General features: G+C 76.7%; 19 protein-coding genes. 5 read left to right on the forward strand and 14 right to left on the reverse strand.

All coding sequences use genetic code 11. The features are described 5' to 3' along the window. Positions 1-63: 63 nt before the first annotated feature. From Q0963_RS03905 to Q0963_RS03915, 3 genes are all read right to left on the reverse strand, one after another. Positions 64-1,674, reverse strand: coding sequence for an HNH endonuclease signature motif containing protein (locus Q0963_RS03905; protein ID WP_299442829.1), 1,611 nt, complete (start codon positions 1,672-1,674; stop codon positions 64-66). A 156-nt stretch (positions 1,675-1,830) separates the two neighbouring features. After that, the gene (locus Q0963_RS03910) at positions 1,831-2,982 is read right to left on the reverse strand and encodes an SIS domain-containing protein (RefSeq protein WP_299442832.1); all 1,152 of its coding nucleotides are present in this window, start codon (positions 2,980-2,982) and stop codon (positions 1,831-1,833) included. A gap of 28 nt (positions 2,983-3,010) precedes the next feature. Further along, positions 3,011-3,217, reverse strand: a complete 207-nt coding sequence (locus Q0963_RS03915; protein ID WP_299442835.1) for a Trm112 family protein — start codon at positions 3,215-3,217, stop codon at positions 3,011-3,013. Between the two features lie 173 nt (positions 3,218-3,390). Between Q0963_RS03915 and Q0963_RS03920 the strand changes: the two genes are divergently transcribed. Beyond that, positions 3,391-6,453 carry an AfsR/SARP family transcriptional regulator gene (locus Q0963_RS03920; protein WP_299442838.1) on the forward strand — a complete coding sequence of 1,021 codons (3,063 nt, stop codon included), beginning with the start codon at positions 3,391-3,393 and terminating at the stop codon, positions 6,451-6,453. 2 nt (positions 6,454-6,455) lie between these two features. Here Q0963_RS03920 and Q0963_RS03925 read toward each other — a convergent pair whose 3' ends face one another. Further along, a complete protein-coding gene (locus Q0963_RS03925) occupies positions 6,456-7,886 on the reverse strand; it encodes a phosphomannomutase/phosphoglucomutase (protein WP_299442840.1) in 1,431 nt (476 codons plus the stop codon). 57 nt (positions 7,887-7,943) lie between these two features. Then, on the reverse strand, positions 7,944-8,312 hold the full coding sequence (locus tag Q0963_RS03930) for a DUF3499 domain-containing protein (protein WP_299442843.1): 369 nt from the start codon (positions 8,310-8,312) through the stop codon (positions 7,944-7,946). A gap of 133 nt (positions 8,313-8,445) precedes the next feature. Between Q0963_RS03930 and Q0963_RS03935 the strand changes: the two genes are divergently transcribed. Further along, positions 8,446-8,793 (forward strand): metallopeptidase family protein, encoded by a 348-nt coding sequence (locus Q0963_RS03935; protein ID WP_299442882.1) that lies wholly within the window; start codon positions 8,446-8,448, stop codon positions 8,791-8,793. Between the two features lie 9 nt (positions 8,794-8,802). Here the strand turns inward: Q0963_RS03935 and Q0963_RS03940 are convergent, their stop codons facing one another. The 3 genes from Q0963_RS03940 to Q0963_RS03950 are packed head-to-tail and all read right to left on the reverse strand — an operon-like array spanning position 8,803 to position 13,701. Further along, positions 8,803-10,278 carry a DUF5719 family protein gene (locus Q0963_RS03940; protein ID WP_299442885.1) on the reverse strand — a complete coding sequence of 492 codons (1,476 nt, stop codon included), beginning with the start codon at positions 10,276-10,278 and terminating at the stop codon, positions 8,803-8,805. Beyond that, positions 10,275-13,394: a hypothetical protein gene (locus tag Q0963_RS03945; protein ID WP_299442888.1), complete on the reverse strand. Its 3,120-nt coding sequence runs from the start codon at positions 13,392-13,394 to the stop codon at positions 10,275-10,277. Before Q0963_RS03945 ends, Q0963_RS03940 begins: the two co-directional genes overlap by 4 nt. A 31-nt stretch (positions 13,395-13,425) precedes the next feature. Next, complete coding sequence (locus Q0963_RS03950) at positions 13,426-13,701, reverse strand: WhiB family transcriptional regulator (RefSeq protein WP_299442891.1); 276 nt, start codon at positions 13,699-13,701, stop codon at positions 13,426-13,428. Between the two features lie 248 nt (positions 13,702-13,949). On the opposite strand from Q0963_RS03950, the gene cofD reads away from it, so the two are divergent. Further along, the gene (gene cofD, locus Q0963_RS03955; RefSeq protein ID WP_299442894.1) at positions 13,950-14,924 is read left to right on the forward strand and encodes a 2-phospho-L-lactate transferase; all 975 of its coding nucleotides are present in this window, start codon (positions 13,950-13,952) and stop codon (positions 14,922-14,924) included. Next, the gene (cofE, locus tag Q0963_RS03960; protein WP_299442897.1) at positions 14,921-15,982 is read left to right on the forward strand and encodes a coenzyme F420-0:L-glutamate ligase; all 1,062 of its coding nucleotides are present in this window, start codon (positions 14,921-14,923) and stop codon (positions 15,980-15,982) included. The genes cofD and cofE overlap by 4 nt, the downstream gene beginning before the upstream one ends. 15 nt (positions 15,983-15,997) lie before the next feature. Here cofE and Q0963_RS03965 read toward each other — a convergent pair whose 3' ends face one another. The 6 genes from Q0963_RS03965 to Q0963_RS03990 all read right to left on the reverse strand — a co-directional run bounded on the left by Q0963_RS03965 (position 15,998) and on the right by Q0963_RS03990 (position 23,087). Continuing rightward, positions 15,998-16,930, reverse strand: a complete 933-nt coding sequence (locus tag Q0963_RS03965) for a DNA-3-methyladenine glycosylase (protein WP_299442900.1) — start codon at positions 16,928-16,930, stop codon at positions 15,998-16,000. Between the two features lie 4 nt (positions 16,931-16,934). Further along, a complete protein-coding gene (locus tag Q0963_RS03970; protein ID WP_299442903.1) occupies positions 16,935-17,741 on the reverse strand; it encodes a bifunctional 2-polyprenyl-6-hydroxyphenol methylase/3-demethylubiquinol 3-O-methyltransferase UbiG in 807 nt (268 codons plus the stop codon). Next, the gene (locus tag Q0963_RS03975; RefSeq protein WP_299442906.1) at positions 17,738-18,673 is read right to left on the reverse strand and encodes a lysylphosphatidylglycerol synthase domain-containing protein; all 936 of its coding nucleotides are present in this window, start codon (positions 18,671-18,673) and stop codon (positions 17,738-17,740) included. The genes Q0963_RS03970 and Q0963_RS03975 overlap by 4 nt, the downstream gene beginning before the upstream one ends. 10 nt (positions 18,674-18,683) lie before the next feature. Next, a complete protein-coding gene (locus tag Q0963_RS03980; RefSeq protein WP_299442909.1) occupies positions 18,684-20,567 on the reverse strand; it encodes a glycosyltransferase family 4 protein in 1,884 nt (627 codons plus the stop codon). Then, positions 20,560-21,699: a glycosyltransferase family 2 protein gene (locus Q0963_RS03985; protein WP_299442912.1), complete on the reverse strand. Its 1,140-nt coding sequence runs from the start codon at positions 21,697-21,699 to the stop codon at positions 20,560-20,562. Before Q0963_RS03985 ends, Q0963_RS03980 begins: the two co-directional genes overlap by 8 nt. A gap of 383 nt (positions 21,700-22,082) precedes the next feature. Beyond that, a complete protein-coding gene (locus Q0963_RS03990; protein WP_299442915.1) occupies positions 22,083-23,087 on the reverse strand; it encodes a DNA topoisomerase IB in 1,005 nt (334 codons plus the stop codon). A gap of 128 nt (positions 23,088-23,215) precedes the next feature. On the opposite strand from Q0963_RS03990, the gene Q0963_RS03995 reads away from it, so the two are divergent. Then, positions 23,216-24,013: an inositol monophosphatase gene (locus Q0963_RS03995; RefSeq protein ID WP_299442918.1), complete on the forward strand. Its 798-nt coding sequence runs from the start codon at positions 23,216-23,218 to the stop codon at positions 24,011-24,013.

Consider the following 24,013-nt stretch of genomic DNA (forward strand, 5'->3'; position numbering starts at 1 on the left):
CCTCGCGAACCATAGAAAGGCAACGCCCGGTCCCGCAGGTGAACTGCCGAACCGGGCGGCGGATCAGAACGGCGGGGTGTCGTCGCCCGGGGCGCGGGCTCGCCGTCGAGCCTGCGCGTACTGCCGCAGCCGGGCGGCGCTCGTGCAGCGGCGATGTCGGGCGCGGCGGGCGTCGTGGTGGTCGAGGGCGAGGGCGAGCCGGGACTCGAGGGCGCTCCAGACCGGTGCCGGATCGGGCGGATCGGGGGACGCCGGCGGCGGCGCGCCGCCCGACGCGAGGACGACGACCTCGAGGGCGTCGAGCGGGGCCGTGGTGCGGACCCGGCCGTCGGGGTCGGCCCAGGTGGCTGTGGCGTCGGGGTGCAGCCGCAGCCGCCAGCCGGGCGCCTGCTTGATGCGGTGGTGGCGCCGGCACAGGGTGACGAGGTTGGCGGCCGCGGTGGGCCCGGCGGGCCAGGGTCGGACGTGGTCGAGGTCGCAGAACCGGGCCGCGACGCTGCAGCCCGGGAAGCGGCAGCGCCCGTCGCGAGCCCGGACGAGCGCGGCCAGGGCGTCGCCGGGGCGGTAAGCCCCGGTGGTGAGGGCGTCGCTGGCGTCGAGGCGGGCCCCGGTGCGTGGGCTGCAGGCCACCGGCGCCGCGACGGGGTCGGTGTGCCGCGCCAGCCAGGACCGGGCCACGAACAGCGGCTCGGAGGGCCGACCCCCCTGCACCTGGACGAGGTCGTCGGGCGAGCCGCACCTGCGGTCGTCGCCGGCCGCAGCCTCGGCGGCGGGGGCCTCGGCGGCGGGGGCGCCGACGGGAGCTGATGCATCAGCGGGGACGGCGAGGACGACCCGGACGTCGACCGTCGCGCTGGACAGCACGAGGTCGGTGAGGGCCTTGCCGCGCGCCTGCTCGACCGACGTGCACACGCCCGCGGCGACGTGCTGGTGGGCGAGCCGGTCGATGGCCGCCCACGCCGCGGCCGCCGCCTCGGAGGGGAAGGTGCCGTGCCAGGTGTCGACCCCGGGCTCGGACACCCACCGCCGCAGGCCGGTCTCGGCGCGCGCCCGCGCGGCGCGCTGCCGCAGCAGGTCGGGTGAGATGCGGGCCAGCACCCGACGGGCCCGGCGGCGCAGCGACGGGCCGTCGTCGGTGTCGAGGTACGAGTCCAGGGCGGCGACGACGGCCTCGGCCACGTCGGCGGGGGCGAGCTCGAGCTCGGCGGCGACGACGGCGCACCGCGCCGGGTCGAGGCGCCCCTCGGCCATGGCTGCGTGCAGCGCGCCGAGGCCGCTGGGAGCCGGGGCGTCGCGGTCGTCGGCCTCGACGGGCCGGCGGGCGGCACCGACCCGCACGGCCGTCTCGACCCGCCGCTGGGCCTGCGCGTGCGACGCGCCGAGCGCGGGGGCGACGAGGTCGGCGGCGTCGAGGGCGACCCGCCCGGGCGCGTGCGTCACCTCGCCGACGGTGCCGTCCTCGGCCCACACGGGCTCACGGCGCGCCACCTCGGCGATGGCCTCGTCCTGCACCGCGGTGAGGGAGTTGACCAGGCGCTGACAGGAGCCGACGAGGCCGAGCCACTCGTCCCGGGAGCGACGCGAACCGCCCCGGCGCACCGCCTGCGTCAGCTGCGCGACCGCGGCGTCGGCGGCCGCGACGAGCTGCTCGTCGGTGGCTGTCGTGGTGGTCATCGGCCCCCCTTCCCTTCACGCACCATCGTACTGTCGGCCACCGACAGGAACCTGGAGCGCAAACCCGAGTACGCCTCGCCGCCAGCACGATTCGCCCCAGCATCTGGGGCAACCCGCGTGAGTCGGCCCCCGGCGTCGCGCGCCCGGGCGGGCCCGTCAGGAGGTGCGGTCGCGCAGGTCGGTGACGTGCCGCGAGACGGACGGGTCGAGCCCCAGACCGAGGGCGAGATAGGTGGCCGCGAAGTCGGCGAGGCAGATGAGGGAGCCGAGCCGCTCCACGGGATGCCCCGACCGCGCCGGCTGCTCGAGCACGACCGCGCCGGCCTCCCGGGCCGACTCCAGCACCGCCTCCGCCAGCGACGCCGCCTGCGGCCCGAGGTCGGGGTCGCGCAGCGCGACGAGCCCGAGCCGCGGCATGGCCGGGCCGTCGAGGTAGGGGTCGGCGAAGATGCCCGGGCCGTCGCTGCGGCGGTCGGTGAGGCCGCTGCCGAAGGGCCCGTCGAGCGTCGCGACCACGGTGGACGCGTCGTCGGGAAGCACCCCGTGCGTGGCCGGCACCCGCGCCGTGCGCGAGAGCATCTGCGCCAGCCGGCCCGCGGCCACCCCGGAGAGCGGGCCGTCGCCCAGGACCATCGGCACGGTGCCGTCGAGACCCACGGCGAGCACCTTGGCGGGGTTGACGAACGACTCCGACCCGGGCCGGCACTCCTCGGCCAGCTCGTCGAGCAGGTCGGCGACCCGCTCGAGCACGGACACCGGGCAGTCGGCGAGGCCGAGGACGTCGGCGGCGAGCAGCACCGGGGTGAGCAGCGACCACAGCGCGGTGCGCGACGTGGGGGCCGGAAGCGCGGAGTCGACGTGCACCCCACGCGCCCGCGCCGCGACGTCGGCGAGCGGGGAGTCGGCGGCGCCGACGGTGAGCAGCGACGCACCGCGGCGGGCGGCCTCGGCAGCGAGCGCCAGCGGGCCCGCGGCCCGCCCCGACTGCGAGACGGCGATGACGAGGTCGAGCGGCCCCACCCACCCGGGCAGCGGTGCGTCCCGGCGGACGGCCACCGGCACCGGCGAGCCCGGCTCGGCCAGCACGTCGAGCACGTCACCGACGACCGCGGACCCGCCGAGCGCGGCCACGAGCACCGAGCGGGGGCGCTCCCCGCCCGCGACCCGCCCGATGCCGGCCTCGTCGGCCGCGACGAGGGCGCGGCGCACCTGGGCACCGCCCTCGGCGAGCGAGCGCAGCGCCCCGTGGGAGTCCAGCGCCGCGATGGCGTCGGGGTCGTCGAGTCGTCGTTCGTCCACCCACGGCATGGGGCCTCCTCGGGTCGGGACCGGGCGATCAGGCCGGGGGGCGCGCCTCGTCGACGAGCAGGACGGGGACGCCCTCGTCGATGCGGTACGCGAGCCCGCACTCCGGCGAGGTGCACACGAGCTCGGGACCGGCGGGGCCCTCGGCGTCGCGGAGCTCGCTGCGACACGCCGGGCAGCGGAGGATCTCGCGGAGCCACGGCTCGAGGGACGAGGGGGTGCCGGTCGGCTCGCTCATGGGGTCCTCTCGGGGCGCGGTTGCGGGGCGCCATGATCCTCGCACACCGCCGCGGACCCGGGCAGTGCTCCCCATCCGTTCCTGTTGTGAGCAGGCAGTTCGGTCTTTAGGGTCCATATGGGTCGTCGGGTAGGAGAGGGTAGTGACTCGTGCGGTTGGAGATCCTCGGCAGAGTGCAGTTGACGGGCACGGACGGACCGGTCCGGCTCACCGAGCTCGAGAACGGGCTCCTCGGGCTCGCCGCACTCCACGGCCGTGTGGGAGTCGACTCCCTCGGTGAGTGGCTCTGGGACGGCGACCCGCCGTCGTCGGCCCGCAACCGGGTGCAGTCCCTCGTGTCGGGCATCCGCCGCAAGGCCGGCGCGGGCCCGCCGGTCATCGTCACCGAGGGGCGTGGGTACCGGCTCGGCGACGACGTCGAGGTCGACCTCGCGACGTGGACCGACGAGGTCGCCGCAGCTCGGCTCGACCGCCCCTGCCGGCCCGACCTCGCGCTCGGGCACTACGACGCCGCGCTCGCCGTCTTCACGCACGAGCCGCTCCAGGGCGCGCCGCAGAGCGCGGCCGTGGAGGTCGAGCGCAGCCGGCTCACCCAGGAGCGGCTCTCGGTGCTCGAGGAGCGCCACGACGCGGCCCTGCGGGCGGGGTCCCTCGACGGCCTCGTCGCCGAGCTGGACGCGCTGACCGCCCGGCACCCGTACCACGAGGGCTTCACCGCCCTCTTCATGCTCGCGCTGGCCGCCAGCGGGCAGCAGAGCCGCGCCCTCGAGGTCTTCCAGGACACCCGGACCCGGCTCGACGAGGAGCTCGGGGTCCGCCCCTCCGACCAGCTGCACGAGGCCCAGCGCCTCGTCCTCGCCGGCGCCACCCTGGCCCAGCCGCTGCCCGAGGCGTCCGGGTCGCCCGGGACGTCCGGGACGTCCGCCGACGGCGCACCCGTCGAGCCGGCCGACGGCAGCCCGGCCGCGCCGGTGCTGGGGCTGCCGGTGCCGCGCACCCTCCCCCGCCGTCCGGCGTCCTTCGTCGGCCGCGACCCCGAGCTCGACGACATCGCCGCGGCGGCCGGCGCGGTCGAGCGCGACGCGGTCGTCGTCACCCTCACCGGGCTGCCGGGGTGCGGCAAGTCGGCGATCGCACTCGAGGCCGGGCACCGGCTCCGCGACCTCTTCCCCGACGGCGCGCTCTACCACGACGCCGCCAACACCCCCGGCGGCGCGTCCGTCGACGGGGTCGTCACGGCCTTCCTGCCGCTGCTCGGCGTCCACCCCGAGGCTGTCCCCGCCGACCCGCGCTCGCGCGCCGGGCTGTACCGCTCATTGCTCGACGGGCGCCGCATGCTCGTCGTCATCGACAACGTCGAGGCCTCGAGCGCGCCAGGCGCGGTGGGCGGCTCCGGGCTCGCCGACCTGCTGCCCACGAGCTCGGGGTCGATGGCCATCGTCACGTCGCGGCGCCCGGTCAGCGGCATTGCGGTGACGCGCCGGGTCCGGGTCCCGTCGCTGCCCACCGAGGCCGCCCGCCAGCTCCTCGCGACCCTCGTCGGGCCCGGGCGGGTCGCCGACGAGCCCGACGCCGCCGACGCCGTGCTCCGGCTCACCGGGCGGGTCCCGTTCGCCCTGCGCCTGGTCGCCGGGCGGCTCGCGCAGCGGCCCGACCTCTCGCTCGAGGACCTCGTCGACCGGCTCGAGGACGCGGGAGCCGGCACCGACGAGATCGCCGCCCTCCGCAAGAGCCTCGACCGCATCATCGCCGACCTCGAGCCGGCCGCCCGGCGCGTCGTCGAGGCGGTCGCCCACCTGCCCGTCGACACCTTCAGCGGCTGGGTCGCCGGAGCCGTCCTCGACGACCCGCGCGCCGGGGACCAGGCCCTCGACGCGATGGTCGAGACGAGCCTCGTCGAGACCGTCGTCCGCGAGGGGTACGACGCCCAGTTCCGGCTCCACGACCTCGTGCGCGCGCACGTGCGGGCGGAGTCGGCCCGGGGAGACGACCCGGCGAGCCACCCCCGCACCCGCGAGGAGACCGCCGCCGTCGCCCGGGCCGCCGTCGCCCGCGCGAGCGTCCTGCTCGCCGCCCTGCCGCAGCGCTTCATCCCGCCCGCGCCCCGGCCCGCCGACCTCGACGACGTCGGGGTGCCCGCCAGGCCCCGCCGGGCCGGCCGCCTGTACTTCCGCACCGACACCCCGCTGCTCGTCGCGCTCGCGACCGCCGTCACCCGCGAGCACCCCGAGCTCGCGTGGCGGCTGCTGGCCGACACCGCGCTCGGGACGGGCGCGGCCACCGACGTGCACGCCTGGTTCGAGGCCGAGCGTCACGTCGCCCGCAGCGTCGAGGGCGCCGACGACGACAGTCGGCTCGGGTCGGCCTACCTCCTGCTGTGCCGGGCCTGGCTGCTCCAGGACCGCCGGTCCGCCTCCCGGGAGGCCGCCGAGCTCGCCGAGGCCGCCCGCCCCCGGCTCGTGCTCCTCGGCGCCCACGGCCCCGCCGCGGCCGCGGCGCTGGTCTGCGCGCAGGCCGCGACGTCCCTCGGGATGCGCAGCCGCGCCGAGGCCGCGATCGGACGCGCGGAGGCCTCGCTCGGCCAGGTCGCGGACCCCGTGCTCGCCGCCTGGGCCGCGATCGCGCGCGGCACGGTGCACAACGACTACGACGAGCTGCGGGACGCGGCCAGGGAGTTCACCCGGGCGCGCGAGATCCTCGCCTCGACGCCCCGGACCGTCGCGTACGGCCTCGCGACCCTCGAGCTGTCGCGCGCCCGGCGGCGCACCGGCGAGCTCGGGCCGGCCACGCTGCTCGTCGACGAGGCGCTCGACACGCTGTCGGGGGTCGGTGCCGTGCACATGTACTCGTACGCCCTCGACGCGCGCGCCGAGGTGAGCCTGGCCGCCGGGCGGGCGGCACAGGCCCTCGAGGAGGCCACGACGGCGCTGGAGCGGGCCACCGCGTCACGGGACGCCTTCCTCGGCGCCCGGGCACGCCGGACCCGGGGCCGGGCCCTGTTCGCGCTCGGGCGGCTCGAGGAGGCCGAGGAGGCGCTGCGCCGGGCCGTCGAGGAGTTCACCGCCCTCGACCGGCCGCTCAGTGTCGCGTTCACCTACCAGGTGCTCGCCGGCGTGCTCGACGCCCGGGCCGACCCCGTCGGGGCCGGTGAGGCGCTGCGGCTCGAGGAGGCCGCCCTGCGCCAGGCGACGGACGCGCGCCCCACGGCGCACCGGCGCAGCCCGGGACCGGCCTGACGCTACGCCCGGACGATGTCGAGCACGGCGTCGCGGACCCGCGCCATCGTCGGCTCGTCCTCGGCCTCGGCGTTGAGCCGGAGCAGCGGCTCGGTGTTCGAGGCGCGCAGGTTGAACCACCACATCGGGTCGCCGTCGCCGCCCTCGTGCATCACGGTGAGCCCGTCGAGCCGGTCGACGGTGACGCCCTGCTGCTCGGCCCACGCCAGGACCCGGTCGGTGGCCGCCGCGGCGTCCGCCACCGTCGAGTTGATCTCGCCCGAGCCGACGTACCGGTTGAGGTCGCCCATGACCTCGCTGAGCGGGGCCTCCTGCTCCCCCAGCGCGGCGAGGACGTGCATCGCGGCGAGCATCCCGGTGTCGGCGAACCAGAAGTCGCGGAAGTAGTAGTGGGCGCTGTGCTCGCCGCCGAACACCGCGTCGTGCCGCGCCATCTCGCCCTTGATGAACGAGTGGCCGACGCGGGTCCGCACCGGCCGGGCGCCGGTGGCCGCGATGACCTCGGGGACCTGCGCCGAGCAGATGACGTTGTGCACGACCGCGACGTCCGCGGCGTCAGCCCCGTCGGCGACCGCGCGGGCCACCTCGCGCCGCGCGATGAGGGCCGTGATGGCGCTCGGGCTCACCGGCTCCCCCCGCTCGTCGATGACGAAGCAGCGGTCGGCGTCACCGTCGAACGCCAGCCCGATGTCGGCGCCGTGGGCCCGCACCGCGGCCTGCAGGTCCCGCAGGTTCTCGGGCTCGAGCGGGTTCGCCTCGTGGTTGGGGAAGGTGCCGTCGAGCTCGAAGTACAGCGGCTCCACGGTCAGCGGCAGCGGGGCGAGCCCGGCCCCGTCCTCGAGCACCGCCGGCACGGTGAACCCGCCCATCCCGTTCCCGGCGTCGACGACGACCTTGAGCGGGCGGATGCCCGACAGGTCGACGAGCCCGCGCAGGAAGGCCGCGTAGTCCGGCAGGACGTCCCGCTCCATGAAGTGCCCCGGCGCGACGGCCGGGTCGGACACCTCACCGGCGAGGATGCGCTCGGCGAGGTCGCGGATGTCGGCGAGACCGGAGTCCTGCCCGACCGGCCGGGCGCCGGCGCGGCACAGCTTGATGCCGTTGTACGCGGCGGGGTTGTGGCTCGCCGTGAGCATCGCGCCGGGGAGGCCGAGGTCGCCGCTGGCGTAGTACAGCCCGTCGGTGCTGCACAGGCCGATGAGGGTGACGTCGTGGCCGCGGCTGCGCACGCCGTACCCGAACGCCTCGGCGAGCCCCGGGCCGGACTCGCGCATGTCGTGGCCGATGACGCACGCGGGGGCGCCTTCGGGGATGAGGACGACGTCCGCGAAGGCGGCGCCGAGCGCGCGGGCCACCTCCGCGTCCAGCTGGTCGGGCACGAGGCCGCGGACGTCGTAGGCCTTGACGAGGTCAGCGAGGGAACGGTGGCTCACGGATCGTGACCCTACGGGAGGGCGAGGCCCATCCGCAGCCCCACCTGCCCGAACGGCTCAGCCCTCGGCGCTGCCCCGCAGGACGCGCAGGTGCCCCCGGCGGCCCATCTCACCGGCGAGCGGGCCAGGGTGCGGCGCCGGCTGGGACGGCCGGGGCCGGGCGGCCTCGCGCACGGCGTCGGCGAGAGCCAGCAGGTCGTCGGGAGTCGGCTCGGGCTCGGGGAACTCGCTGGCGAGCCGCATGACCTCCCACCCGACCGGGGCGGTGAGCCGGGTCGCGTGCGCGGAGCACAGGTCGTAGGTGTGCGGCTCGGCGTACGTCGCGAGCGGGCCGAGCACGGCCGCCCGGTCCGAGTAGGCGTACGTGAGGGTCGCGACGGCCGGCTGACGACAGCCGGTCTTCGAGCATCTGCGCGACAGGTTCACGCCCACGACCCTAGACCGGCGCTCCCGGCGACCGGCGCAGGCACGCCGTAGCATGCGGGTCGTGACCGCGCGCCGACGAGACCGCCACGGCCGGGGGGTCCGCGGGCCGCTGGCCTGGCCGAGCGTCCCGGCGATGACCACGCGCCGCGCCCACTTCGACGACCTCGTGCTCGACGCCGCGGAGCGCCTCCGCCCCCATCTGGGGACGCGCTACGCCGCAACGGAGTTCGCGGTGCAGGAGGTGCCCCCCACCGACCCGGCGCCGTGGGAGGAGCAGGTCGCCCCACTCGGCCGCCTGCTGCGTGCCACGGCGACCCGCCCCGACCATGTGGTGGTCTACCGGCGCCCGGTGGAGGCCCGCGCCCAGGACGAGCAGGACCTGGCCGACATCGTCCGCGAGGTGGTCACCGAGCAGGTGGCGGCGCTGCTCGGGGTGCCGGCGCACGAGCTGGACCCGGACACCGAGCAGGACGGCCCCTGACCCGCGGGCTCAGGGCAGCGGGAAGGCCCGGCTCACCGGTGAGGTGACGGCCACCGGCTCGAGCGGCACGACCGACACGAGCACCTTGGCGCCGGTGCCGGAGGTCGAGACGACGCCTCCGCGCAGCGCGCCCGCGCCGGTGGTGCGCTGGACCCATACCGCGGACGCGCCCTCGAGGTCGATGTCGGTGGACCGTTCGGCGAGCAGGTCGACGACGCGGCCCCGTTCGTCGCCGTCGACGACGAGGGTGACCCGCGCGGTGCTCGCCCCGCCGGTGCTCACGAGGCGCAGCGTGCGCGCCACGCCCGCGGTGTCGGGCAGCGCCATCCCGCCGACCTCCTCGATGAGCGTGCTGGACCCGGACCACCCGATGTCGCCGGGGCCCTCGGCGGCGCCGACCCGGCTGAGGACGGCCGCCGCGACGGGGACGTCGGAGCGGACGACGGCGGAGTACGTCCCGTCGGGCACCTCGGGCAGGGCCAGCTCGCCCACCGCGTCGGCGCCGACCGACAGCACGGTGTCCTCGGTGGTGGCGACGGTGCCGGAGCGGTCGAGAAGGGTGACGCTGGCCACGGCCTCTTCCTCCCCCGGTGCGACGACCCGCAGCGTCGTCTCGCCGGCGACGACGACGGCCGGGATCACCTGGACGGTGGACGGCTCGGCCGTGGGGACGACGGTCTCGGCCCCCAGCGGGGTGCTGCCGTCGAGCCAGGTGTCGGTGAGGGTCGCGTGCAGCCCGCCCCCGTCGGCGACGACGTGCACCGCCGGCGCCGGCTCGGTGCCCGCGACGGCGTCGAGCAGGATCGTCGCCCGACCGCCCGGGGCCACGGTCACGGCCCGGCTGTCGCCGACCTGGCCGGTGGCTCCGTGGATGGTGACGTCGGCGGTGACCGGGTTGCCGCCGGGGTTGACCAGGACGAGCCGCTCCTGGCGGCCGGCGCCGTCGCCCCCGCCGAGGAGCCAGAGGTCGGACCCGGCCGACCGGCACGGGGTGGTGACGAGACCACGCAGGTCCTTCGTCGTGCTCACCCACTCCTGGGTGCCCGCGACGGCCGGGGCCAGCGCGCCCTGCGCGGTGAGCTCGACCGGCCCGCTGCGGGGCATCCGGGCCGAGTCCGAGCCCGGGCGCGTCGCGCCGAGCTCGGCGATGGGGGCGGACCCGGCCGAGAGCACCGCCGACCCGTCGCCGGTGGCGGGCACGGGCAGCAGCTCGGCGGGGCCGGTGGCGGCCGCGACCAGGCCGCCGACCGTGACGTCGTCGACGCCGCGGATGCCGCTCAGCTCGTTGCCGGGGCACATGGCGGCGACGCTCGTCGTGAGGCTCGTGGGGGCGGCGGCGGCCTCGGCCGCGCCAGTGGCCGCGGCGAGGTCGAAGGACACCGGGACGGTGCTCGCGCCCCACGCGAGCGCGGCCGCGGCGCCGGCGCCGACGACGACGCGGGTGACGCCCGGCAGGTACGGACGGAGCGGGGCGAGGCGGCTCATCGCAGCGCCACCCGGGTCTCGCGCCGCCCGAACGGAACGGCGAGGAACGCGAGGACGGCGAGGCCGAGGCCCTGCCCCAGGTGCCACCAGCGGTCGGGGTCGACGAGGGTGACGGTGAGGGTGGCGGCGCCCTCGGGGAGCTCGTAGGTGGGTGACGTCGCGTCCTCGACCGCCTGCAGCACCGTGCCGTCGACGGTGACGACCGCGTGCTCGGCCCAGCCCGCGGGCTCGGCCACGACGAGCCGGGCGCCCTCGGGTGCGTCGATGGTCGTCGTCGTCGCGGCGTGCATGCCCGTGGTCTCGACGAGGACCGACCGGTCGGGGGTCTCCATCCGCAGGCGGGGGGACGCGACGAGGGACTCGGCCCGCGCGCCGACCGGGCCCAGCCGCCAGAGCCGCCAGCCGTCGCGCGGCGAGATGCCCTGGAGCCCGTCGGTGGCGTCGAGGCGGCGGACGATCTCGGGGATCTGCTCGCCGCGGATCGCGAGGAGGTCGGCGGCCGTGGCGTCGGCGAGCGAGGCGCTGCCGGGGACGGCGGCGAGCAGGTCGGTGACCTCGCCGGCGACGTCGCCGTCGGCCGCCGTGGCCCGCGGGAAGGGCCGCACGGCGGCAGCGTCCTCGCGCCCGACGAAGCGGTACGCCGCCCCGGCGTCACCGGGGACGACGAAGAGCGAACGCGTCGCGAAGGCACCGGAGGCCTGGTCGACCGCGACGGCGGGGCGGGGGTCGCGCCAGGCCGCGAGCCCGGTGCCGAGGGTGCCGACGACGACCCCGGCGACCGGTGCCAGCACGGCGGCCACCGCGAGGCCTGCGACGCCGCCGGCCGCGGCCCGGCGGCGGCCGGACCCGTGGTCGACGCGCAGGGCGTCGAGGCCGTGGACGAGTGCGACCACGAGCAGCAGCGCGACGGGGAGCAGCAGCATCCCGACCCAGGGCGTTATGGCGGCCCCGGCGCCGTCGACGCCGTCCGGGACGGTGCCCAGCCGGACGCGCGGCGCCGCGAGCGCGAGGGCGAGGAGGACCGGGAGGAGGAGTGCGAGCACCGTCGGCGCCCCGCGCCAGCGCCGGCCGCGGACGAGGCCGGCCACCCCGGCGACGACGAGCGGCAGGGTGGTCCACACGAGCGGGGACCCCGCTCCCCCGGTGTCGAGCAGCGCGATGCGCCAGGCGGCGGGCGCCTCACCACCCCAGTCGGCGAGCCCGACTCCCGCGACGAGCGCGGGCCAGGCGGCCGGCCCGTCGCGCAGCACCCACGGGGCGAGGAGCGCGACCGGCGCCAGCGTCGCCACGAGGGCGTGCACCCGGCCACCGCGGCGGACCACGGCGGTGAGGAACGCGAGGACGACGGCGAGCGCGGCGAGGACGGGCGCGAAGGCACCGAGGACCACGACGGCCAGCGCGGTCGCGAAGGCGCTGGTGGCGGTGGAGCGGCGGGTGGCGATGAGCCACAGACCGGCGGCGATCGCAGGGAGGAGGACCGCGGCCACGGCCGCGCCGAGCCGGCCCTGGGCCACGCCCGCGACGACCGGGCCGGAGCACGCCCAGGCCACCGCGCCGAGGCAGCGCACCCAGCGCCGGGTGGCGACCACCCGCAGCGCGAGATAGGACGAGACGGCGGCGAGGGGCATCGCGAAGAGGACGAGGACCCCGACGACGAGGCCGGCGGGCGAGGCGGGGGCGGGCAGGAGCGGCAGGTGCTCGACGAGCCAGGCCGGCCCGGCGAGGAGCACGCTGTGCGGGCCCGCCGGGTCCGGGCCGCCGAGGCCGGGGCCGGACCAGCCGTCGCGCCAGGCGTGCCAGAGGGCGGAGGCGTCGGCGCGCGCCCCGACGAGCTCGCCGCCGGTGAGCCCGGACCCGAGGCCGGTGAGCACCCCCGCCCCGAGGGAGCGCCCCGCGGCGACGGCGACGGCGAGGGCGGCGACGACGGCGACGACCCCGGGGTGCCGGGCGACCTTGACGAACCACGAGCGCGGGTTGAGGTCGGAGACCTCGTCCCCGATGGGCGGTCGGGGCGGCACGAGGGCGTGGTGCACGGAGTCGCCCCAGCCGGTGAGGACGGCGCGCCGCGGCTCGAAGAGCATCGCGAGGTCGCGGCGGCGGACCTCGGGACGGCTGCGGGTGCGCCAGCGGGCGCGGCTGCCGCGGACCGGGTCCAGGGAGGTCAGGGCGGTGAGCTCGGCCCAGGCGGCGCGGGGCCGTTTGAGCAGCATGAGCCCGAGGGCCGCCGCGACCGAGGTGACCGCGATCCAGGCGGACAGGAACGGTGCGGACCACCAGGGCGCCCGCGCGAGCGCGACCCGGCGCGCGGCCCGCCGCCGGCCGGCGCTGGTGGCCGTGGCGACCGCGACCCCGGGCTCGGAGCGCACCCGCGAGCCCGCGACGACGACGACGCGCCGCCCCCGCAGCTGGGCCCGCCAGCCGAGGTCGAGGTCGGCGCCGACGTCGCCGAAGCTCGTCTCCCAGCCGCGCAGCGCGACGAGCAGGTCACGCTCGATGAGCGACCCGGCCAGCGGCACGGCGAGGACGTCGGTGGTGGCGTCGTACTGGCCCTGGTCCGGCTCCCCGGGGACCGGGCGCGAGAGCAGCCGCCCGCCGCGGGTGGTGCGGATGGACAGGGCGCGCAGGCGGGTCGGCAGCTGGGCGTCAACGTGCTTGGGGCCGACGAGGCCCGTGGAGGGCGACCGGCGCCAGGCGTCGACGAGCCGGACGAGGGCGGCCGGCTCGGGGCCGGTCCCCACCGGGAGGAACCAGACGAGGCCTACGCGGTCCTCGGGGCCGGGGTGGGCGAGGACCGCCCGGTACGTGGCCGCCCGGGCCGCGTGCCGCGGGTCGGACTCGACGACCGTGACGGGCACCCGGTGGCGGTCCCGGACGGCGGCGACGAGGTCGGCGACCGTCAGGTCCCCGTCACCGTCGACACCCGCGAGGGTGCGCCCTCCGGTGCGGTCGACGACGAGGACGGCGTCCGGGACGAGGGTCTGGGCCAGGGCCGCCTCGAGCACCTCGGTGAGGCCCACCGGGTCCCGGCGGCTGATGACGACGGCCGTGACGAACGGGGCCACTGCGCCGACGGGGGTCGGGGCGGTGTCCGTGGGTCGGGTGGGAGCCAGCGTCATGCGAGGTGGGGACGGCGAGAGGACGGACCCCTCAGACCGCGCGCTTCTTCAGCTTGCGGCGCTCACGCTCGGACAGCCCGCCCCAGATGCCGAAGCGCTCGTCGTTGCCCAGCGCATACTCCAGGCACTCGGCCCGGACCTCGCACGAGACGCAGACCTTCTTCGCCTCGCGGGTGGACCCACCCTTCTCGGGGAAGAACGCCTCGGGGTCCGTCTGCGCGCAGAGCGAGCGCTCCTGCCAGGAGAGCTCACCCTCCTCCGGCTCGACGTCTCCGAGCAATCCCTCGACCAGAAACAGCTCTTGCATGATGCCTCCTCGACCCTCGACCCTCGTCCTCCGGCCGGTCCATCCGGAGTACATGCATGGAATTACACGCGTGTCATGCCACGCTCGTCAAGCCGTTCGGTGTTATTGGTCGGATTTCTCGTTGTGGGCACCTCGTGGTACGGCCCGCCGAGGAGGGCCGGCGGGACGCCCGCACGGCCCCGCCGAGGGGCCCGCGGCGGTCGAGGCCGGGTTCGTCCGGGCCCGCCGGAGGCTGCAAGACTGCCGTCATGCGGATCACGGCCATCGCCGGGGGCGTCGGCGGAGCGCGGTTCGTCCGCGGCCTGCGCCACCACCTCGACACCACCCCCGACCTCGCCGACTCCGAGGTCACCGTCGTCGCCAACACCGGCGACGACATCACCCTGTTCGGGCTGCGGGTCTGCCCCGACGTCGACACCCTCCTCTACACCCTCGGCGGCGGCGTCGACGAGGGTCAGGGCTGGGGCCGGGCCGACGAGGGCGTCCGGGTGCAGGAGGAGCTGGCGGCCTACGGTGCCCAGCCGCAGTGGTTCCGGCTCGGTGACCGCGACCTCGGCACGCACATCGCCCGGTCGCAGTGGCTCGGGCAGGGGCAGAGCCTGTCGCAGGTCACCGCCCGGCTCGCCCGGCGGTGGGGGCTGCCCGGCCGGCGCATCACCCTCCTGCCGATGACCGACACCCCCGTCGAGACCCATGTCGTCGTCGAGGACGGCGACGACGAGCGGGCGATCCATTTCCAGGAGTGGTGGGTTCGTCACCAGGCCGCCCTGCCGGCCCGACGGTTCGTCGTCGCCGGGCTCGAGCGCGCGCACCCGGCACCGGGGGTGCTCGACGCGATCCGGCAGGCCGACGTCGTCCTCCTGCCACCGAGCAACCCCGTCGTCTCGATCGGCATCGTCCTCGGGGTCCCGGGGGTCCGTGACGCCCTGCGCGGCACCGCCGCGCCGGTGGTCGGGGTCTCGCCGCTCATCTCGGGGCGCCCCGTGCGGGGCCACGCCGACGCCTGCCTGCGGGCCATCGGCGTCGAGCCGAGCGCGCAGGCGGTCGGTGGCCTCTACGAGGACTTCCTCGACGCCTGGCTCGTCGACCCCGCGGACGCCGGTGCGACGCTGCGGCGGGCGCGGGTCGAGGCCTTCGACGGGCCCTTGCTCATGAGCGACGTCGAGGCCACCGGGCGGATCGCCGCGCACGCCCTGCGCCTGGCCACGGCCGTGTCCGCGTGACCGAGCCGGCGACGCCCGCGGTCCAGGTCTTGGCCCTCCACGGCCTCCCGGAGGTGCGCCCGGGCGACGACCTCGCCGCCCTGCTCGCCGACGCGCTGGAGCGCGACGGGCTCGCCCTCCGCCCCGGGGACTGCCTCGTCGTGTCGAGCAAGGTCGTGTCCAAGGCGGCCGGCCTCACCTGGGCCGGGGAGCGAGCGGGCGCCGTCGCGCACCACACCCGTCGCGTCGTCGCCGAGCGTCGCGGCACGGGCGGGGTCACCCGGGTCGTCGAGTCGGTGGCCGGGCCCGTGATGGCCGCGGCCGGGGTCGACGCCTCCAACACCGGCCCGGGCGGGGAGACGCTGCTGCTGCCCGACGACCCGGACGCCGAGGCCGCGGCGCTGCGGGCGGCGGTGCTCGAGCGGGCGGGGCGCACAGCGGACACGGCGGTCGGAGTCGTCCTCTCCGACACCGCGGGCCGGCCGTGGCGGGACGGCCTCACCGACTTCGCGCTCGGGTCCGCCGGGCTCGTCGTGCTCGAGGACCTGCGCGGCGGGACGGACCACGACGGCCGCCCGCTCGCCGTCACCGCACGGGCCGTCGCCGACGAGGTGGCCGCCGCCGCCGACCTCGTGAAGGGCAAGGCCGACGGCGTGCCGGCCGCGCTCGTCCGCGGCCTGCCGGCGGCCTGGTTCGCCTCCGACGCGGACGGCGCCCGCTCGCTGGTCCGGGTCGGCCGGGGCGACTGGTTCGCCAGCGGCCACGTCGAGGCCCTCCGCGCCGCGCTCGGCGTCGGGGCGGGGACGCGGGACTCCGAGGAGCTCGGCATCCGCTCTGTCGCACCCGAACCCCTGGGCGAGCGGGTGGGGCGGGTGGTCGCGCTCGCGCTGCACGACGTGCCCGACGGGTCCGCCGACGTGGCGGTGGCCGACGACCACGCCGAGGTGGTGCTCGCCGCGGCGGACCCCTACGACCTGGGCCGCCTGGTCGTCCGCACCGAGGTGGCCGCCGCGTCCGAGGACCTGCGCGCCGAGCACACGGCCCGCAGCGTCGGCGCCGTCACCCTCCGCCTCACCTGATCTCGCGCGCACCGGTCAGCGGCCGCGCACCGGGAGGTGGGTCGGTGTCGACATCCGCGGCCCGCGCCGGGGCCGGTGGTGACCGCCGAGCTCGAGCAGCCGTTGCACCCGGTACCGGTGCCCGGCCCACGGCTCGAGCAGCTCGGCGAGGCCATCGTCGTCGACCGGGGTGCCGGTGAGCGCCCAGCCGATGTCCTTGGCGACGTGGTAGTCGCCGAAGCTCACCTCGTCGGCCAGCCCCAGCGCACGCTGGGCCACCTCGGCCCAGGTCCAGCGTCCGATGCCCGGCAGCGCCGTGAGCCGGGCATGCGCGGCGTCGCGGGGCATCGAGGCGCACTCCTCGAGCCGGCCCGCGTACCGGACGGCGGCGGCCACGGTGCGGGAGCGGCCGGGGTCGACCCCCGCCGCGAGCCACTCCCACGACGGCACGGCGGCCCAGCCGGCCGGCGTCGGCGGCACGACGAGCCGCATCGCCTCCCCCGGCCCGGGGGCGGGCTCGCCGAAGCGCCGGACGAGGCGCCGGTAGCCCGCGAAGGCCTCCTTGCCGGTGACCTTCTGCTCGATGACCGACGCGACGAGGTTCTGGACCACGAGCCCCGACCGCGGCACCCGCCAGCCCGGGTGCCGGCGCCACTCCTCGGCGACGAGGCGGTGGTGCCCGGCGTCGAACCCGCTGGGGTCGTCGGCCTCGCCGAGCAGGGCGGGGACCTGCTCGAGCATCCACGACGCGCCACTCCCCCATGCCTGCACCGTGACCTCCTCGGCCACGGCCCGGGGTGCGGTGAGCCGCAGCGTGACCGGGCCGTCGGGGGTCCGCCAGGCGAACCACAGGCCGGTGTCGTCGCGCCGGCTCGTGGGGTCGCCACCGCCGCGCCGGAAGACCGAGAGGACGGCGGCCACGGGCACGGGCCGGGCCGCCCGGACGACGCGCACCACCCCGTCGCTCACGAGGTCACCCCACGTGGCGCGGCGCCACCCGCAGCGGGGGCCCCGCGGGAGCGGCAGCCCCCTTGAAGGCGGCCCACACGTACGTGGGCACGAGCGGCAGCCCGGCCGCGAGCAGAGGCTCGGGCACCCGGGCCGCCCAGCCGGGCACGTTGTCGTCGGCGGAGAACGCGGCGGGGTCGGCGAGCACCGGCAGGGTGTAGTCCCACACGTCGTACGCCGAGAACAGCCGCCGCAGCCCGGCCGGCGTGTAGTAGCGCTCGTAGTAGTGCGGGCCCTTGCCGGTGACGCGCATGTACCGGTCGGCGGCCGGCCGCGGCAGCCACGACAGGAACGGCAGCCGGTGGTGGGGCTCGACGACCTGCCAGCGGTGCCCGACCCCGAGGTAGAGCAGGCCGCCGGGCCGCAGCACCCGGTGGATGTCGGCGACGACCGCCTCGGGGTCGACGACGTGCTCGTAGATGTGGTTGAGGACGGCGACGTCGACGGAGCCGTCCTCGAAGGGCAGGTCCTCACCGCGGGCGAGCCGGAAGTCGACCCGCTCCCCGAAGCGGGCCCGGGCCTTGGCGAGGCCGGGCTCGTCGATGTCGACGCCGCTGGTGCGCGCGCCCGCGAGCGCCAGCTCGTCGGCGATGAACCCGGCCGAGCAGCCGACGTCGACCGCCCGCAGCCCCGCCAGCGACGGGACGCCGAGGGCGTGCCGGACGACGGCGACGATCTTGGCGGCCTTCTTGCGGCGCGCCTGCTCGTCGAGCATCTTCGCCATCGACTCCGAGTAGGCGAGCTGCTCCTCGCGGTCCTGGGGCTCGCTCATCCCCGTGATCCTAGGAGGTGGTGGCGCCGGCCCCACGCCCAGCCGCCGCCGGCGACGACGAGGTCACCGACGACGGTGAGGAAGCGGGCGACGACGACGACGGCCGTCGCGGCCGACAACGGCATGAACGTGACGAGCAGGAGGGCGAGCACCCCGTCGCGGACGCCCACGCCCGCCGGGACGAGCACCGACAGCTGACCCACCGCCGACGCGAGGGCGAAGCCGCACACCGCCACGACGACGAGATCGGTGGCCGACGCGTCCGGCTGGAGGTCGCGCACGAGGACCGCGACGCCGAGCCCTGCCGACACCCAGGCCCCGACGAACCAGGCGCACGTCACGAGGATCGCGCGGCCCCCGAGGGCGTGCTCGAGCGGCTCCCGCCGCAGGACCCGCAGCCCGAGCGCGACGCACCGGTTGAGCAGGGGCGGCCACAGCAGGACGGCGCCGAGCACGAGCGCGGCCCCGACGAGCCAGCCGGTGACCGCGGAGGCGTCCCGGGCCAGGAGGCGCGGCAGCGCGACGACGCCGATGAGGCTGCCGCACAGGATCGCCAGCCCGATCGACAGCAGCCCGGTGACGGCCATCCGCCGCCGCGGCACCCGCAGCGCCGCACCCATCTCGGCCTGGGCGAACACCGTCCACACCGAGCCCGGCACGTACTTGCCGAGCTGGCCCACGAAGAAGATGCTGGCCGCCGGCGCCATCGGGAGCCGGGTGCCGAGGTCGGTGAGCAGGACCCGCCAGCCGACGAGGGTGAACACCGGGGCGCCGAGCGTCAGCGCGAACGCGAGGAGGACCGAGCCCCATCCCATCCGGCCGAGCTCGTCGGCGACGGCGTCCCAGTTGCGCGCCAGCGCCCACCCCACGGCGGCGAGGATGAGGACGAGGAGCCCGTAGCGGACGACGAGCAGCGCGCGCGAGCGGGTCATCGGGCCCGGCTCACCGGCGCCGGAAGGTGAGGCGGAGGACGGCGTACGCGGGCGAGCCGGTCCCGCCGAAGGTGGCGCGGGCCTCGCGCATCCGGCCCAGGACGTCGCCGTCGACGTCCCCGACGAGGGTGAGCCCGAGGTCGTCGGCGCGGGCGAGGACGCCACGCACGTCGGCGGGGCGGACGGCGAACTCCGGGTCGTCGTCGCCGATCGGGACGGTGAGTGTCAGCAGGCCGCCGGAGCGCAGCGCCCACGACGCCTGGCCGACGACGTGGTCGACGTCCGAGGCGGTGCAGCCGCCCGGGTGGAGCCGGGCGACGACGTCGAGGCTGGCGGTGTCGACGTCGAGCACCTCGATGGCGGCGCGGCGGCCGGTGAGCTCGAGCTCGACCGGGGCGAACCCGAGGGCCCGGGCCCACCGCGAGAACGGGCTGCCGCTGCCGGACTCGTCGACGACGACCGCCGAGCGGGAGGTGTCGTCGAGGACCCGGACGAGCGCGGCGACCGCCCCGAGCGCCGCCCACGCGGCCACGGGGTCCTTCGCCCGGGGCAGCCCGAGCGCCCGGGCTGCCTCGGCCGCCTCGACCGCTTCGGCGTCGACCCCGAGCAGGTCGGTGGCGCGGATCTCCTCGGGCAGGTCGGTGGGGCCGAGGTCGAGCACCGGGCCGCGGCGGGCCCGCAGCCCGGCGAGGGTGGTGCGCAGACGCGCCACGGGGCCCATCGGCACCGGCGGCGGCGCCTCGTCGTCCTCGTCGACGGCCGGCCCGGCGGCGAGGGCCTCGATGGCCCCGACGTAGTTGGCCCACGGCCCCGACAGGTCGGGCTCGCGGACGGCGGCCGCGAGCGCGGCGGCCGCCCCTGGTGCGGCGAGCCGCTGCAGCGCCTCGACGAGAGCGGAGCGGTCCGCGGGCGGCACGAGCAGCCCGTCGACGCCGTCGCGGACCTGCCGGGGGAACGTGCCGACCGCGGTGGCCAGGACCGGCAGGCCGTGGCGCCGGGCGAGGAGGACGTTCTGGGACGCGGTCGCCGAGCGGTAGGGCAGCGCGAGCACGTCGTGCCGGGCCATGAGCCCGGCGATCCGGTCGGCAGGCACGTAGCCGCCGTGCACCTCGACCCGGCCCTGGAGGCGGGGGTCCGCGGCGAGCTCGCGGACCCGCCGGCCGGCGTCGCCCCACAGCTCGCCGGCGACGGTCAGGGTGACCCCGTCGACCTCGCGGACGGCCTCGAGCAGCAGGTCGATGCCCTTGTAGTCGCGCACGATGCCGAGCGCGAGGAGGCGCACCGGGCCCTCGTGCGGCGGGCGCGGCTCGCGCGGGCCGCCCGGCAGGTGCGGCGGGAGGTCGACCTCGCGGACCCGCTGCGCCCCCACCTCGGTGGCGACCCGGGCCTGGTCGTCGGAGTGCACGAGGACCGCGTCGGCCCGGCCGAGGAGCGCCGACACCAGGGCCCGGTCCCCGGGGTGCGGCTCGTGCGGGAGGACGTTGTGCGCGACGACGACGACGCGCGGGCCACGTCCGGTGCCCGCGGAGGCCGAGACCCCGGCGGCCCGCAGCAGCGCGAGGTGGGCGGGGACGACGACCGGGACGACGTGCACGACGACGATGACGTCGACGTCACGGAGCCGGCGACCCGCCCGCAGCCAGGTGTCGGGGCGGGCCCAGGACAGCACCCGCAGGGTGCGCGGGAAGGGGACGACGTCCGGGGCGCCGCCGGGCACGGCCTGCTCGCCGGGGTAGAGCAGGGGCGGGTAGAGGTGGCTCCACGACACGAGCGTCACCTCGTGCCCGGCGTCGACCAGCTCGTGCGCGAGGGCCGTCGTGTGGGAGGCCACGCCACCCTTGAACGGGTGCGTCGGCCCGACGATCGCGACCCGCAGCGCGGCCGGGTCAGACACCGTCGCGGGACCGGACGACGAGGTCGGAGAGCAGGGCGAGCGAGGCGATCATGATGCCGCTGACGACGAGGAGCACGGTGCTCGCCGGGAAGTAGAACGGGTGGCGCACCATGTCGACGACGGCCTTGACGAACCCGATCGCGATCATCCACAGCGCCGGCGGCATGAGGACCTTGAGCGGGTCGAAGTACATGACCATCCGCAGCACCTGGAGGATGTAGCGGTAGGCGTCGTTGACGAAGTGGAACTTGCTGACGCCCGCGCGCTTGGCGTAGCTGGTCTCGACGTACTTGATGTCGTGCTGGTTCGACAGGAACGCGATGGTGATCGTCGTGACGCACGAGAAGCCGGCGGGCAGCAGGCGCAGGTACGGCAGCGCCACCTCGCGCCGGAACGCGCGCAGCCCGGAGTTGAGGTCGGGGATGCGGGTCTTGGTGAGCCACTCCGCGACCTTGCGGATGAACCACTTGGCGGGGACCCGGGCCCACTTGTGGGTGCCCTCCTCGGTGGTGCGGGCGCCGACGACCTGGTCGTAGGTGAGGTCCTCGCGCAGGATCCGGACGAGCTCGGGGATGCGCTCGTTCTCGTAGGTCATGTCGGCGTCGGTCCACACGACGATCTCGCCGCGGGCCTGCTGGGTGCCGATCCGGCGGGCCGTGCCGGACCCGCCGTTGCGCCGGAACGGCAGGACCCGGATGTGCGGGTAGCGCTGCTGGGCGCCGCGCAGGACGGCCAGGGTGTCGTCGGTGCTCGCGTCGTCGATGCACAGCAGCTCGTAGGTGAGCTCGGACTCGCCGAGGACGGCCGACAGCCGGTCGATCTCCTTGAGGACGTGGGCGCCCTCGTTGTAGCAGGGCAGCACGACCGTCACGTAGGGGACGGGGCCCGGGCCGTCGGGGCCGTCCTCGATGACGTAGCCGGCGCTCGTGCGGGTCGTCTCGGAGCGCGGGGTGGACGACGGGTCGTTGCTGCGCCCCGCCATCTCGCCGGTGCGGAACTCGATGGCCTCGGTGGGCGCCGCGGGGTGCTCGGCGGTGCCCGACGCGGCCGGGACGCCGATCCGTTCGGTGGGCGCGGCGTGCAGGGTGTCGTGGTCGGCCTCGGCTGCCGCGGACTCGGGGTGCTCGTTCATCGCCCGCGAGCCTACCGGCGGCGAGGCCCCGGCTCGGCGCCACGCCACCCGGCACTGCGTCCCCGGAACTCCTCCGCCTCCCGGAGGTATCCGTCCGGACCCGGACGGGTGTACCGGGTGACCCTCTCGCGACCTATAGGTCACTCGGGGGACGGGATTTGAGCCCACCCGCCCCAACAGCATCACGTGCCCCACGCATCACCGACAACTCCCCCGGATCCGGAGGGATCGCTCCGGAGGACGGAGCTTTCCGGGACGACGACATACGCGCCGGGCCGGGCTGGGCGGGTCCGGGCACCCTCGCCGGGCGGGTTCGGCGGGTCCGGACACCCGCGCCGGGCCGGGCTGGGCGGGTCCGGGCACCCGGCCCGGAGCCCGAACGGTCAGGCGCCGTCGATGAGGCGCGCGACGGCCTTCTCGACCGCCGCCTGGCGCTTCGCGTCGTCGCGGTACCGCCGCCGCAGCGTCTCGGCGATCGTCACCCCGTCCTCGTACTGGTCGATGACCCGGGGGTCGATGTAGGACTGGCGCGCGATGGTCGGGGTGTTGCCGAGGTAGGCCGCCACCTCCTCCACCGCCGCCTTGACCGCCCGCTGCCGGGAGGCCTTGGTCTCCCCCGGCTCCGGCGACTCGGCGAGGGCGACGGCCGCGAGCACCGTCGCGTGCCACGTGCGGAAGTCCTTGGCGGTGAGGTCCTCGGCCACCATCGTCGAGATGTACTCGTTGACCGCGGACGCCTGCAGGTCGGCCCACCGGGCCTCCGCCTTGTACGCCAGCAGCCGGGGGGACCCCCCGCGCCGGCGGCGCATGAAGTTCAGCGACGCGATGACGTGCGGGTCGCTGATGACGATCGAGTGCTCGATGCCCGACTTGCCGACGAAGGCGAAGACGAGGTCGCCCCCCTGACGGCGGACGTGGCGCCGCTCCAGGGTGGTGAGCCCGAAGGAGCCGTTGGCATCGGCGTAGGCGTCGCTGCCGATCCGGAAGTAGCCGAGGTCGAGGAGCCGGGTGGCCGTCGCGGCGGCCCGGGCCAGCGGCATCCCCTCGCCGGCGAGGTCGTCGATGATCCGCTCGCGGGCCTTGGCGAGGCGGGTGCCCGCCCCCTTGACCCGGTCGAACTTCAGCTCGTCCCGCTTGGCCCGCCAGGCAGGGTGGTACAGGTACTGGCGCCGCCCGGCCGCATCGGTGCCGACCGCCTGTATGTGGCCGTTGGGGTACGGGCAGATCCACACGTCGTCCCACGCGGGCGGGATCGCGAGGGCCCGGATCCGCTCGACCTCCTCGCGGGGAAGGGCCTCACCGCCCGCGTCGCGGTACGAGAAGCCACGGCCGACGCGTCGCCGCGTCCAGCCCGTCGACCGCGGTGACACCCGCCGCAACCTCGCCATGGCGGCACTCTAGGGCGCCCGCGACCACCGTGACCTGCAAGGACACCGACGTTCACCACGAGGAGCCGGCCCGGCGGGGCCGGCCGGGCCGGTTTGGCGATGTCCGGCCCGTGTGGGAGGTTGGCTCCATGTCCGGCCTCTCGACAGACGCCGTCGCCGACCTCCTGCGCGAGGTCGCCGCCGAGGTCATCACGCCCCGGTTCCGCTCGCTCTCCGCGGGCGAGGTGATGGAGAAGAACCCCGGCGACCTCGTCACCGTCGCCGACCGCGAGGCCGAGGTCCTCATCTCCGACCGGCTCCGCGCGGCCTACCCGGACGCCGTCGTGCTCGGCGAGGAGGCGTTCGCGGCCGACCACCGGCTCATGGACCGCTATCTCGCCGCCGAGCACGCGTTCACCGTCGACCCCGTCGACGGCACGAAGAACTTCGTCCACGGCTCCCCCGACCACGCGGTCATGGTCGCCGAGGTCCTCGGCGGCGACACCGTCCGCGCGTGGATCCACCAGCCCGAGTACGACGTCACGTGGGTCGCCGAGCGCGGTGCGGGCACCTACCGCGACGGCCGGCGGATGACGACGACCCCGGTCGCCGAGGACCGCGAGCCGGTCGGCGTCACCTCGATGTGGTCGCTGCGCGGGCACGCGTTCAACGGCCTGCCCGCGATGACGCTGTCCTGGGTGTGCTGCGGGGTCGACTACCCCAAGCTCATCGAGGGCGCCACCGACTACATCGTGTACTCCCGCTCCAACCCGTGGGACCACGCGCCCGGCACGCTCATGGTGGCCGAGGCCGGCGGCCACGTCGTGCACCCCGACGGGTCGCCGTACGGGCCGCGCTCCACCCGCCCGGGTCTCGTCGTCGCGGTCGACGCGTTCACCTGCGGAGCCGTGCAGCGCCGCGCCGCGGACGCCTTCAGCCGCGTCTGA

The organism is uncultured Phycicoccus sp. (assembly GCF_947495705.1).
In the GTDB taxonomy this organism is placed as follows: Bacteria; Actinomycetota; Actinomycetes; order Actinomycetales; family Dermatophilaceae; genus Phycicoccus.